Genomic DNA, 12,569 nt, shown 5'->3' with positions numbered 1-12,569 from the left:
ATCCCTACTACACAAACTTCTTGACGCTACCCCCTCCATCGGTTCCCGTGCCACATAAGACCCTACCAGGGTCTTATGCGCATCCTCCTCCAGCCAGCAAAAAAAGATGCCCCATCGCCAATGCAGCGATGGAGCATCTTAAATTCCTTACTTCGCGTAGTTAAACATCGACTGCACGGTTACCTGTCCCGGCGATGCAGGGACGAACAACACTTGGTCAGCCGCTTTTTTCTTGAACTGAACCGTTACGGGGATACCCGGGATCAGATCGAAGAAGTTATCCGTAAAGACCCCTTCCTCCTCCGCTTGCACCCAGACCTGCTTGGCCAACCGCTTGGCCGTTAACACGAAGGCCGTTCCTTCGCTGCCGGCAGCCTCTTCCACCGCAATCTCGGGATCCGTAAGCGCAAGCTCCTTCGTGTAGACAAAATAATGCTTGGAGCTCGCCAGCTCATGACCAGCTTGAATCAGGCGTCCGACAAGTACCGTGCCCTTCGGATCGAACTCGCCAAGCTGTTCGGCCGACAGGGAGAGAACCGGCTTAGCCGAGCGGGCGCCAATGGCAATCGTCTCCGAGCCCGACTTCAGCAGGCAACCGTCGAGCTTATGCAGGCTCCATTCCAGCACGGCGTCAATGGACTGTCCAAGGTCGGATACGACATGAAGGTTCGTTACGTCCTCCTTCTGGTCGAAGGACAAGAGAACATCGGCAAAGCTGTTCTTGATCAGATATTGAGCGGCCTTCCATCTGCCGTAATAATCCATGCTCGACCAAGAAGCCACCGGCCAGCAGTCATTGATTTGCCAATACAGCGATCCCATGCAATAGTCCATGCTCCGGCGATGCGCCTCAATCGCCTGCTTCATCGCTTCGGCCTGCAGCACCTGACTGATATAAAGGAAGGAAGGGAAATCCTTCGGCTGCTTCATGTACCGGTCCGCATAATCCTTGATCAGGAAGTTGCCCCGGCCATTCTTCTGATGATGCAGCATCACTTCGGAATCCAGCGCCATATCCTTCTCTTCGGCATAAGCCCGCACGGTCTTGTATTCCGGGAAGGACTGGAAGCCGTACTCGCTCATGAAGCGTCCGATATTCTCGTTATACTGCTCGAACGGCTCCTGGGCATGCCATACCGCCCAATAGTGGATATCGCCATGCGAGGAGTTGTTGGTCGCATGCTGCTCGTTATTGCCCGTCAGGCGCTGCATTGGCGATGACGGCCAGTATTCAACGTTCGGCGCCATCGCCGCCACAACCTCCGGCAGCACCTGATGGAAGACAGCCTCGTAATCCGCCCAGATTTGCTCCCGCTGCTCGGCGGTGTACAGCTGTTTCCAGCCCCAGCCTTTATCCTCCTCGAATTGCGACCAGGCCGCATCAATCTCGTTATTGCCGCACCATAACGCGATGCTTGGATGGTTGCGCAGACGGCGTACATTGTCCTCCGCTTCCGCGCGCACGCTGCTCAGGAATGCTTCATCACCGGGATACATGCTGCAGGCGAACATAAAGTCCTGCCAGACCAGAAGCCCGTTCTCATCGCACAATGTATAGAAAATATCCTGTTCGTAGAAGCCCCCGCCCCATACGCGGAGCATATTGAAGTTCGATTCCACCGCGCTTGCAATCTCGTGGCGGTAACGTTCATCGGTTACTTCGGAGAAGAAGCTATCATTCGGAATATGGTTAGCGCCTTTCGCAAAGACGGGTATACCGTTAACCTCGAAGTAGAACGACGATCCCTGCTCGTCCGGCTTGCGGATCAGCTTAACGGAACGCAGTCCCGTCACTGCGGAAGCTTGCGCCATCTCCTCCCGCCCTTGCGAGAGACTAGCTGTAAACGTATACAAATGAGGCTCACCTAGACCGCGCGACCACCACAGCTTCGGCTCTTCAATTGCAAGGGGCCAAGAAACCGTCTGCGCTCCACTCTCAAGTACGACCTTGCGGGTCCATTCCTGTCCGTTATCGTCATGCAGCTTAAGCTCAAACTCGCCGCCGCTCTCCGATTCCACCGCAAGCTGAACGGTTAATTTTGCCTCAGCCGACGTCACATCATCCTGCTGCACATACAGATCCGTGATTCGCGCGCCGCTCCAGCCCCGCAAATAAACCGGCCGGCCAAGCCCGCTTGTGACAAACCGCGGACCCCAGTCCCAGCCGTAATGATACGGCGCTTTGCGCGAGAATACGCTTACTTTTTTGCCTTCAAGGCCTCCGGTAACGGAGTCGTCATTAGGTGCCGGCAATCCGGGACCGTAAGACTCCAGCTTAGCCAATCCCTCTTCAATCGGGGAGCGGAAGCGAACGTACAGGCGGTTGCCTTTTTCCCGGACGTAAGGCTTCGCGTCAACTGTCCAGGTGCGGAACATATTGTCCGCCGACAAAATTAAAGCATCGTTCAAATACACGTCCGCGTACGTGTCCAGCATCTCGAACACCAGCTCGAGCTTAGCATGTTCAAGCAGTTCGCCCGAAACGTCGAATACGGACTCGTATTCCCAACCTTTTTTATCAATCCACTGCAGGTCCTTCTCGTTGGTCTGGGCAAACGGTTCGGAAATCAGGCCGTTCTTCAGCAGATCCGTATGCACGCAGCCCGGCACGAAAGCCGGCTTCCACTCCTGCTCTTCGCTATTCTTAAACGTCCAGTTCGAAATCTGCCACTTCAACTCGCTCATTAGAATCCTCCTAAATATAAGGCCATTGCCAATGGTTTTCGCGTAAATGGATACATTCGACTGTAGTATAACGGAGGTTCGAAACAAATGTATACCACACTAATTTATACTTTTTTCAGGTTTATTTTATAGAAAATTTGAACGGGCAGGCTACAATGATAGAGAAATGAGGTGCATGAGTAATGTCCATCCGAAAAAAACTGATTTTCTCCTATGCGGCCATGATCGCCGTTCCTATCCTTTTGTTCGGACTGACGATCGCGCTGCTGGGAAATCTACTCATAAAAGACGCCCTTCCTGGAGCCGGAGGCGGAGACGGCAAATCCGGGCATTCGTTCCCGCTCAGCTCCATTCGCGATCTGTTTACGGGACGCAACGAGCTGAGCTCCGGCCTAAAGTTCATTGCCGAGCATGATCCCAAGCTGCTGTCCGATCAGGCATTCCTGACGGACACGGGATCGAAGCTAGAGGAAGTAGAAGCCGGGATGATCGTCATCCGGAATGACGAAGTAGCGTATGCCTCGCCCGGATTGCCCACGGATAAGATTCTGGCTAACCTGTCCGACGGGCGCATGAAAGCGGAGCAGCCCGGCCCGCCAAGCGGCGATCAGTGGGAAACAATCCCTTTCTTGAGCCCCGACGGCAGCAGCGGCAAGCTGGTCATCGTCTCCGATATGAAGCCGGTCGCGGACTTCTTCAAGCGGCTCGTACCTCTGGTACTGCTTACCTTGCTCGGAGCGCTTATCGTCACTAACGGTCTGCTTACTTATCTCGTCTCTCGCAGCATCATTAAGCCGCTGTATGCCTTGAAGGAAGCAGCCGGCCAGATCCGGGAAGGCGATCTGAACCATCCCGTTCGGCTGCGGGGGCAGGATGAGATCGGGCAGCTTGGGGCGGCTTTCGAAGAAATGCGCGTTCGCCTTCAGGCCTCCCTGGGAGCCCAGCTTGAGCTGGAGCAAGGCCGGAAGGAGCTGCTGGCGAACATCTCCCATGATCTGAAGACGCCGATAACCGCGATTCAAGGCTGCACGGATTGCTTGCGGGACGGCATTGCCGATACGGAAGAGAAGCGGCAGAAGTACGTGCAAATGATCGCCGGCAAAACGACCGAGATGAACCGGATGATCGAGGAGCTGCAGCTGTATTCGACTCTGGATACGGGCAAGCTGCCTTTCCATTGGGATACGGTTGATTTAACGGCCTATATGATTCAGTACGTTAACGAATTGCAGCTGGATCCCCGCTTCAGCGGGACCGAGGTTACCTTCACCCCAAGCGCGGGCACGGAGCAGGTCCTTATCCAAGCAGACCGGCAAAAGCTCCACCGCGCGCTTATGAATCTGGCCGACAACAGCCTCCAATATATGAAAGGCGAGACGAAAAGGCTGCAATTCTCGCTCGATGAAGAGCTCGGCGGTATCTGTCTCCTGCAAATACGGGATAACGGCGAAGGCATTCCGGCCGATGCTCTGCCCCGCGTATTCGACCGGTTCTTCCGGGCGCAGTCCTCGCGGAGTCCGGGCAAAGGCAACAGCGGACTTGGTCTCGCCATTGTGAAGCAAATTATAGAAGCGCACGGCGGAACAGCCACGGCCGTCAGCCAGCCGGGTGAAGGAACAACGATACAGCTCCGGTTCCCTGCAGCGAAGAAGCCGGAGAATGGAGGTATACAATGAAACGGATTTTGATTATCGAGGATGATCCGGTTATTGCCGAGGTGCAGAAGGATTATCTGCTCGCCCACGGCTTTGAGGTCGATATGGCCGAACGCGGCGATTCGGGCCTGGAGATGGCGCTTCAAGGCGGGTATGACCTCATCCTGCTGGATCTGATGCTGCCGTCCATGGACGGTTACGAGGTATGCCGCCGGATTCGCGAAGCAAGCAACGTTCCTATCCTAATCGTGTCGGCTAAGAAGGAAGAGATCGATAAGATCCGCGGCTTTGGCCTTGGTGCGGATGATTATATCCTGAAGCCGTTTGGCCTTGGCGAGCTGGTAGCCCGGGTGAAGGCCCATCTGTCGCGCTATGACCGGCTGGTTGGGCAGGGTCAAAACGTTCAGCACCGGGATGAGCTGCGGCTGAACGGCATCCGGATCGAGAAGCAGTCCCGCCGGGTGTTCGTGAACGAGCGCGAGGTGTCTTTTACCGCCAAGGAATACGATTTGCTCCTCTATCTCGTCACCCATCCGAACCGTGTCTTCCGGAAAGAGGATCTGTTCGAGCAGATTTGGGGGATGGACGCGATCGGCAGCGATCACGCAACGGTTACCGTGCACATCAGCAAGCTGCGGGAGAAGATCGAACGCGATCCTTCGAAGCCTCAATATGTCGAGACGATCTGGGGAGTCGGTTACCGGTTCAATATTTAAGGGGAGGAATGGAACGCTTGAAAAAAATCACCTTGCAGCAGCGGCGAATCTTACTCCTGCTTCATATTCTTTTCGCGGCGATTATGTTTGGCGTGCAGGTTGCGTTTATTATTCTGGCTTTAACCGCATCCGTTACGGATGATGCCGCCATGCTGAGATCCTGCTATACCATTATGCATCTGCTGGCCGATTCCAGCGTACGCGCCTCTACGATTGGCACCACGGTAACGGGCATTGCGCTGTCGGTACTGACCTCCTGGGGACTGTTCCGGTACTATTGGGTGATCGCCAAAGAGATGCTTACCCTGCTTGCCATCGGTATCGGCTTTATCGGTCTATACGAATGGACCTTGCGAGGGCTGGACGACAATGGAAGCCTGACCGTTCACCATACCTGGCTTATGATCGGCATTGCATTGCAGACCATATCGATTATCGTCATGTATATTCTGTCCGTGTGGAAGCCGGGCGGCAAACGGAAAACCCCTGCCTTGTAAGGCTCGGGGTTTCGTTTTATCCACCGTCAGCGGCCGATATTCTTGTAATAAATCATCGTGGCGTCCAGGCTACCGTCAGCCGATCTCGCGAAATCCGGAATACGGCCCGCCAGTTGATAACCCAAAGACAGGTACAGCAGATTGGAAGGATCTCCTTCTCTCGTGTCCAGTACAAGCAGCGACCGATTCTCCTCGAGCGCCGCCGCCTCCGCTGCAAGCATCAGCTTCCGGGCAATCCCTCTGCGGCGGTATTCCGGATGGGTCATCAGCTTCGCAATCTCCGCGCGGTGAGAGCCGTTCGCTTTGCCGCATAACTGCAGCTGCACCGTGGCTGCAAGATGTCCGCCAACCTTGGCAGCAAACAGCATCACCTCCGGATCCAATGCGCCCTTCCAATATTCTATCGCTTCCTCTTGGCTGAGCGGCGGCAGGAACCCGACGGATGCACCTTCCTCCACGACTTGAACCAGCAAGTCTGCCAGCTTCTCAAGCAAAGTCTCTAACGACGTTAAACGTTCGATAACGATATCATTGCTCATGCTGTTCTCTCCCTCCATCTTTCTTCAAAGCTTGCCTATACCCCCATCATAATGGCATGATTATCATTTGTATAACGAATAATATAGGTTGCTGTGATTCATATTTTCGATAATGAAAGGGCGTTAATCATTCCTATGGATTCTTCCCAGCTCGAAGCGTTTATCGCAATCGCTCATCTCCTTAATTTTACGAAGGCGGCTGAGCATCTTCACATCTCCCAATCGGCCATAACCGCAAGGATTAAGGCATTGGAAGCGGCGGTCGGCAAGGAGCTGTTCCAGCGGGATAACCGGAATGTTAGCCTGACTCAAGGAGGCATCGCCTTCTACCCTTACGCCGAAAGAATGCTCCGGCTGTTCGCGGAAAGCAAGCTGACGCTGTCCGACACGTTCGAGCATTCCGTTGTGATGAGCGGTCCCGGTTCGGTCTGGCACTACCGGTATTTGCCCCGGATTCTCGCCTTCAAGAGCGACAATCCGCAGGTTGCCGTGAAGTTCTTCAGCCATATCGACCCCACCTATATGGTCCGCGACCTGCTCCTTGATGGTATGGTGCATCTCGCGATCCGGTTTGATCCGCCCGAGCATCCCAAGGTAACCCGTCAACTGCTGTTCGAGGATGAGCTCCTGCTCGTGTCCAAGCAGCCAAAAGCCGGGGTTATGCAACAAGAGGATTTCCGGTCCCCGGATTATTGCCACCTTGCGTGGGGTGCTCCTTTTCCGGAGTGGTTCGCCGAGCTTGCGGGCACGGGTTATGTCCCTGCCTTGGAGATCGATCATTCCTCCATTATGCTGACCATTCTGCTGCAAGGGGATCGATTCGGCTTCCTGCCCCGCTCCATTGCGCAGCCCTATCTCGATTCGCAGGCTTTGTTTGAGCTGTCTTGTACGGTCAAGGCACCGTCGATCCGGGCATACGCCACCTATTTAACCGACCAGCGGCAGAGCAGCAGCGTTATGCTTGCCCTCCGAATGCTTGGCCTGTCGTAATTTTTCTGTCATATGCTTCCTCTTCTTCTCATACAATTTGCTGACTGCTTATCCCGGCAAAAAGGAGGATCGCGGATGAGACACGGAGAGCCAATAACAGCTGGTTATGCGATGATCGTAAGAGACGATATTCCAACAGGACTTTCTTATGAAGCGCTTGTCGCCGCATTTGAGCGGCAGATGGGAAGATGGGATCCGTACATCGGGAACCTGCTGGTCCAGCAGCAGGCTTCCTGGCAACAGGTAGAATCAGCTGTTAAACAGATGGAAGGCCCGCATGGACTGATGATTTTCTCTGAGGTGAATCAGGGAGAGATCCTGTCGCTTCAGGGGGGCATCAAGCAAAGCCGTCTTTATCTGGTTGGCAATCCGCTTATCGCGGAGCCTATTCTTACTATTGACCGAAGAGCCAGCCTGTACGTTCCGTTCCGCGTCACCTTGTACGATAATGGCAGCCCGCGCGGGGCAATCATCTCGTTCGACCGGCCATCCTCGTTCCTCGGCGCGCTCCATCAGCCGGCTCTTGCGCCATACGGCAAGCTGCTGGATGCGAAGATCTACAGCGTTGTGCGATCCATTATGATGTAGCGAAAAATAGAAGGAGGGTACTGCCCCATGCAGTGCCCTCCTTCTTTAATTCGGCACGTTTAGAACCGGCCGATTGCCACTAACAAAGCCACGGCAAGCATAATAACGTTCATGCCGATGCTGCTGTATTCCGAGCGTCTGGCATGGAATACGGCGGCAAACAGCATAATGACCGCGATTCCGATTGCCGCGATTGGCGTCAGTACCGGCGCGATATCAGTTGCCCACGGAAGAATTAATCCCAATCCGCCAAGCAGCTCGGACAAGCCGATAAAAGCGACATAGCCCGTAGAAGCATCTTTTGCCCAAGGCATCGTGCTTTTTACTTTATTAGGCTGGAAGGTTTTCATGACACCTGCCGGAATAAACATTAAAGCTAACAATGCTTGCGCGATCCACAATGCAATATTCATAAGATAGGTCCTCCTTGATAACGTGTTGTTTATAGCGATATAATAAACCCAAGGGTCAAGGTGCGGAAGTAGGCACATCAAATAAACCTAGTATCCAAAAAGAAACCTTAAGCCCCGCTTGGGATTGGAGGAATTATGGCAGACGAAAACTGCAGCCGGGTGGAGACCGCATTAGAAATTTTAGTCGGCAAATGGAAGCCTGTTATTTTATATCAGCTGTTCACCAACGGCACAATGCGCTTTAGCGAGCTCCAACGGGCGCTGCCGGACATTACGAAAAAGATGCTGACCTCTCAGCTCAGAGAATTGGAATACCATGACATCGTGCACCGGAAAATCTATATGCAGATCCCCCCAAAGGTCGAATACTCAATCACCGAGTACGGGATGAAAATGACCCCTCTCCTGGAAGCGATTAATGCTTGGGGAACCATGCATATCCAGCATCTGAACGAGCTGTACAGTGAGGATCGCAAGCTCGAGGACGCCGAAACGAAATAAAAAACCCCCACCTAAGTGCCTAAGTGGGGATTTTTTATTTGGATATCAAATCTATTAGAAGCGTTTGGCGACCTCTTTCGCATGCGCGATTGCTTTTTCTTTGATCGCGGGTGCTTGTTCCTGGGATTGCAAGGCCGTTCCTTCGACAAAAATAGCTTCCATGGATTCAATTCCATAGAACTGTAAAATCTTATTCAGGTAGCTGTAGCCCATTTCAAGCGGAGCTAAAGGACCCTCCGAATATACGGAACCGCTAGCTTGAATGTGTAACGCTTTTTTACCGGTTAACAAGCCTTCGGGACCACTCGAGGTATATCTGAAAGTCTTGCCCGGAATCGAAGTCGCATCCGTGTATGCCTTCAATACCGGCGGGACCGTGAAATTCCACATCGGGGACACGTAGACGTACTTATCGGCAGCCACGAATTGATCAACAACCTCCTCAAGACGGGCTGTCTTTGTTTTCTCACCATCCGTCAGCTGATCGAAAGAGGAACCCGACCGAAGCTTTTCCCAGCCTCTCAAAACATCAGCGTCAAATTGCGGAATATGTTCTTTATACAAATCCAAATGAATAACTTCATCCGTTGGATTTGCTTGACGATACGCTTCAATAAATTCCTTGCCTACCGCAAGGCTAAAGGATTGCTCTGGATCAAGGGGATGTGCGGTAATGTACAATACGGTTGCCATGATTAGATACTTCCCTTCTGTTATGAAATGAAATTCATTTGCTAGGTAGATAATAATATATATACTCACTTATTTTAAGTAGGCACAATAATGTGGTATAGTATTAAAAAAGGTACTGTAATCGAAGGAGGCGAACGTATGCAAAAGAATACCGTCCAATGTCAATTCGTTACGGCGCTGGATTCGATCGTAGGCAAATGGAAGCCGATTATCCTTTATCATTTGCTTCAAGGCGAACCTTTGCGGTTCAATGAGCTACGGAGATTGCTGCCCGATATCACGCAAAGGATGCTTACGCTCCATTTGCGCGAATTGGAAGAGGAAGAGATCGTTAAGCGAGTCATTTATCCGCAAATCCCGCCGAAGGTGGAATACTCCATCACGGAATACGGCAAAAGCCTGTCTCCGATTTTGGAATCCCTGCATCAGTGGGGAAAAGCCCATATGGAGCGAAATCTGCTCAAAAAGGAGAAAAATGAACAAAAGGAAACGGACTAGCGCTCTCATTACGCCAGTCCGTTTCCTTTTGCATCGGCCTGTGATGGCCTCTTTTTTTGTCTATCCCCTGCCTTACGCAACATTTGCTTGCTGCGCGCGAACAGCTTTTTTTACCCGAGGGCGATGATGCAGGATATAATAGCCGCCGGCGCAGATCACCGCGACAATACCTGCCACCAGGTACATCATCCGGTAATCCGTCAGGGATGCGATCATCCCCATGAAATACGAGCCTAGCCCGTAGCCAAGGTCGAACATGAGGAAAAACGTACCGTTAGCGCTGCCCCGCCGATGCTCCGGCGACAGCTTGATCGCAAGCGTCTGGAAGCACGGAAGCAAGGCGCCATAGCCGATCCCCATAATAACGCCGGCGAACAATACCATAGCCGCGGAATGCGCTTGGCTCAGCAGGAACATGCCCACCGCAAACAGGCCAATGCCCGGATAATACAAATAATGCTCCTTGTAACGGTCGAACACTTTGCCGATAACCGGCCGGAAAACGACGATCATCACGGCAAACACCATAAAGAAGGTGCCGGTCACTTGCGACTGGTGAATCTCATCGGTAAACGAGGCCATAAAGCTGGATAAAGAGCTATAGGCAAATGAAAGAATAAAGCCAACAAGCGAGATCGGCAGTGCCGCCGGTTCCAGGAAGCTGCTCAGGCGCCAGCCTTTTTTCGCCGGCAGCTCTTGGGCAGTTGGATCAGCGGTTACAGCAGCGGCTTGAACGGCCGCTGTCTTCCGGCCTTTTTCGCCCGGCATTTTCAGCACAAAGGCAAAGCCAAGGGACAATGCCGCAATGATGCATATCGCAAGCAGCAGCACGTTAATATTCTGGTCCTTCCACAGGAACAACCCCAACGCCGGACCCACGACCATCGCGATACTCATAAACATCGTATAATAGCCCATTCCTTCACCCTGCCGGGACACGGGAACGATCGTTGCCGCAACCGTGCTCATCGCCGTTGAAGCAACCGCGTAGCTCATGCCGTGAATGAAGCGGACAATAAGGAACAGAATAATGCCTTTCGTTCCGAAATAACTGAGGCAGGCGAGCAGGAAAATAATCATCCCGATAACCGCCATTTTACGTTTGCCGAAGCGGTCGACCAACTGGCCGGAGAACGGCCGGATCAGCACGCCGCCAATGACGTAAATCGTAATGACAAGACCCATCTGCTGCTGGCCGCCGTGCAGGCTATCCCGGACATACAGCGGAAACGCCGTCGTCAGAACGTAAAAGGTCAGGAACATGAAAAAACTGCTCACGCAAATAGTAACGAAGTTTCTCGTCCAGATTTTCTCTTTTAGCAAGGTCAACGCTCTCCAATCCCTGTTTGAAACTTTCTATATATGCTGAATCATTATAAAATCTCAAATTTATGAAGTATAATACTTATTTTATAATGTAATCATCACATGAAAGTTATAAGGGAGAGTGAGCCGCTTGGAGTTTCTCCAGTTGAAATATTTTCAAGCCGTTGCCCGGCATGAGCATATTACGAAAGCCGCGAAGGAGCTGAACGTCTCACAGCCTTCACTCAGCAATTCCATAAACCGGCTGGAAAAACGGCTTGGCGTGCCTCTTTTCGAACGGCAAGGCAGGCACGTAAAGCTGAATGCATTCGGCAAGACTTATCTCAACCGCGTTGAACGGGCCTTTCTCGAGCTTGAAGAAGGCGAACGCGAAATTACGGATATGGCGGGTCTTGAGCATGGCACCGTGTCCATCTCCGTTACGCTGCCTTACGTGCTGCCCATGATGCTGAAGGAATTTCTGACGCGGCACCCGCATGTCCGGATTATCCAGCATCAGCTTGGCTCCGTCTCGGACATGCTTAGCGAGCTGGAGAATGCGGATATCGACTTCTGCATTTCGACCACCCAAATGAACAGGCCGGACATTGAGTGGCTTACCCTTGCGGAAGAGGAGCTTTGTCTGACGGTACCGAAGGGGCATCCTTTCGCATCGCGGGAGAGCATCTCCTTAATTGAAGCAGCGAACGAGCCGTTTATCTCGCTCTCCTCCCGCTCCAACTTCCGTGAAATTACGGACGGCTTCTGCCGGAAGGCCGGCTTCGAGCCACGGATCGCCTTCGAGCTTGAAGAGGTCAGCTCCATCCAGACGCTTGTCGAGATGGGTCTTGGCATCACCTTTACCCTTCCGCTGTCGCTGGGCAACCGGGCGTCGAGCCCGGGCACCGTGCAGCTCAAAATCTCGGATCCGATCTGCCGCCGCACCTTCGGCATCGCCTGGAACCGGAAGCATTATTTGTCCCAAGCAGCCGTCAGTTTCCGCGAGTTCGTGATCAGCTTCTTCGGGAAAATGTAAGCTGGCTCAGGTCACCCCGCTTGTACTAAATTCAAATGAAATATGAAATAAGATCCTGTAAGTCCTCTATCTAGCTGTATGCAGGCTTTTTCCAGTTGGATAAGACCCTGGCAGGGTCTTATCGTTTGGTAACCCGGCCGAATTTACTCCCTTTACTAACGGTTCACTTGGAGTAAGACCCTGCGGATCCTCTATCCAACTATCTGTTGGCTTTTTTGAATTGGATAAGACCCTGGCAGGGTCTTATCGTTTGAAGTGGTATGGTTAAGGTCCCCCAAAGACCTTAACCTAGCAACCAGCGGCACCACGCCGCAGCGTACGTTGGAATCTCTCCAGTAATATTGGGCTATTCCGCTGCCACGAAGCCTATATGCTGGATTCATTCCAGCGTAATCATCCAAAAGCGAGGTTACTGGGCCATATTGGACTTAAACTAAAAAGTAGACACTTCGT

At 52.6% G+C, this 12,569-nt stretch carries 13 protein-coding genes; 8 read left to right on the top strand and 5 right to left on the bottom strand.

Annotated features, from left to right (window positions below; translation table 11 throughout):
• Nucleotides 1-147: 147 nt before the first annotated feature.
• Nucleotides 148-2,685 (bottom strand): beta-mannosidase, encoded by a 2,538-nt coding sequence (locus CFI03_RS25500; protein WP_248760684.1) that lies wholly within the window; start codon nucleotides 2,683-2,685, stop codon nucleotides 148-150.
• Between the two features lie 182 nt (nucleotides 2,686-2,867).
• Here CFI03_RS25500 and CFI03_RS25495 point away from each other — a divergent pair, with 182 nt between their 5' ends.
• Genes CFI03_RS25495 through CFI03_RS25485 form a run of 3 tightly spaced genes read left to right on the top strand, consistent with a single transcriptional unit; the run spans nucleotide 2,868 to nucleotide 5,553 of the window.
• Nucleotides 2,868-4,361: a sensor histidine kinase gene (locus CFI03_RS25495; protein WP_248760683.1), complete on the top strand. Its 1,494-nt coding sequence runs from the start codon at nucleotides 2,868-2,870 to the stop codon at nucleotides 4,359-4,361.
• On the top strand, nucleotides 4,358-5,056 hold the full coding sequence (locus tag CFI03_RS25490) for a response regulator transcription factor (RefSeq protein ID WP_248760682.1): 699 nt from the start codon (nucleotides 4,358-4,360) through the stop codon (nucleotides 5,054-5,056). The genes CFI03_RS25495 and CFI03_RS25490 overlap by 4 nt, the downstream gene beginning before the upstream one ends.
• A 17-nt stretch (nucleotides 5,057-5,073) precedes the next feature.
• Nucleotides 5,074-5,553: a hypothetical protein gene (locus CFI03_RS25485; protein ID WP_248760681.1), complete on the top strand. Its 480-nt coding sequence runs from the start codon at nucleotides 5,074-5,076 to the stop codon at nucleotides 5,551-5,553.
• A 26-nt stretch (nucleotides 5,554-5,579) separates the two neighbouring features.
• Here CFI03_RS25485 and CFI03_RS25480 read toward each other — a convergent pair whose 3' ends face one another.
• Nucleotides 5,580-6,092: a GNAT family N-acetyltransferase gene (locus tag CFI03_RS25480; RefSeq protein ID WP_248760680.1), complete on the bottom strand. Its 513-nt coding sequence runs from the start codon at nucleotides 6,090-6,092 to the stop codon at nucleotides 5,580-5,582.
• A gap of 135 nt (nucleotides 6,093-6,227) precedes the next feature.
• Between CFI03_RS25480 and CFI03_RS25475 the strand changes: the two genes are divergently transcribed.
• Together CFI03_RS25475 and CFI03_RS25470 are read left to right on the top strand one after the other, a co-directional pair.
• Nucleotides 6,228-7,082, top strand: a complete 855-nt coding sequence (locus CFI03_RS25475) for a LysR family transcriptional regulator (RefSeq protein ID WP_248760660.1) — start codon at nucleotides 6,228-6,230, stop codon at nucleotides 7,080-7,082.
• A 75-nt stretch (nucleotides 7,083-7,157) separates the two neighbouring features.
• Entirely contained in the window at nucleotides 7,158-7,670 is a 513-nt protein-coding gene (locus CFI03_RS25470; protein ID WP_248760659.1) for a DUF302 domain-containing protein, read from the top strand.
• 59 nt (nucleotides 7,671-7,729) lie between these two features.
• Here the strand turns inward: CFI03_RS25470 and CFI03_RS25465 are convergent, their stop codons facing one another.
• Nucleotides 7,730-8,083 (bottom strand): DoxX family protein, encoded by a 354-nt coding sequence (locus tag CFI03_RS25465; protein ID WP_248760658.1) that lies wholly within the window; start codon nucleotides 8,081-8,083, stop codon nucleotides 7,730-7,732.
• A gap of 135 nt (nucleotides 8,084-8,218) precedes the next feature.
• Between CFI03_RS25465 and CFI03_RS25460 the strand changes: the two genes are divergently transcribed.
• Complete coding sequence (locus CFI03_RS25460) at nucleotides 8,219-8,584, top strand: winged helix-turn-helix transcriptional regulator (RefSeq protein ID WP_127497302.1); 366 nt, start codon at nucleotides 8,219-8,221, stop codon at nucleotides 8,582-8,584.
• 54 nt (nucleotides 8,585-8,638) lie between these two features.
• Here CFI03_RS25460 and CFI03_RS25455 read toward each other — a convergent pair whose 3' ends face one another.
• Nucleotides 8,639-9,277: an FMN-dependent NADH-azoreductase gene (locus CFI03_RS25455; RefSeq protein WP_248760656.1), complete on the bottom strand. Its 639-nt coding sequence runs from the start codon at nucleotides 9,275-9,277 to the stop codon at nucleotides 8,639-8,641.
• Nucleotides 9,278-9,415: 138 nt separating this feature from the next.
• On the opposite strand from CFI03_RS25455, the gene CFI03_RS25450 reads away from it, so the two are divergent.
• Nucleotides 9,416-9,775 (top strand): winged helix-turn-helix transcriptional regulator, encoded by a 360-nt coding sequence (locus CFI03_RS25450; protein WP_248760654.1) that lies wholly within the window; start codon nucleotides 9,416-9,418, stop codon nucleotides 9,773-9,775.
• A 72-nt stretch (nucleotides 9,776-9,847) separates the two neighbouring features.
• Here the strand turns inward: CFI03_RS25450 and CFI03_RS25445 are convergent, their stop codons facing one another.
• Nucleotides 9,848-11,098 carry an MFS transporter gene (locus CFI03_RS25445; protein ID WP_248760653.1) on the bottom strand — a complete coding sequence of 417 codons (1,251 nt, stop codon included), beginning with the start codon at nucleotides 11,096-11,098 and terminating at the stop codon, nucleotides 9,848-9,850.
• 133 nt (nucleotides 11,099-11,231) lie between these two features.
• Between CFI03_RS25445 and CFI03_RS25440 the strand changes: the two genes are divergently transcribed.
• On the top strand, nucleotides 11,232-12,116 hold the full coding sequence (locus CFI03_RS25440) for a LysR family transcriptional regulator (RefSeq protein ID WP_248760651.1): 885 nt from the start codon (nucleotides 11,232-11,234) through the stop codon (nucleotides 12,114-12,116).
• Nucleotides 12,117-12,569 lie beyond the last annotated feature (453 nt).

Source organism: Paenibacillus sp. ATY16, from assembly GCF_003399985.2.
Lineage (GTDB): Bacteria > Bacillota > Bacilli > Paenibacillales > Paenibacillaceae > Pristimantibacillus > Pristimantibacillus glycanilyticus.
This window is presented reverse-complemented; position numbering and strand designations above follow the sequence as displayed.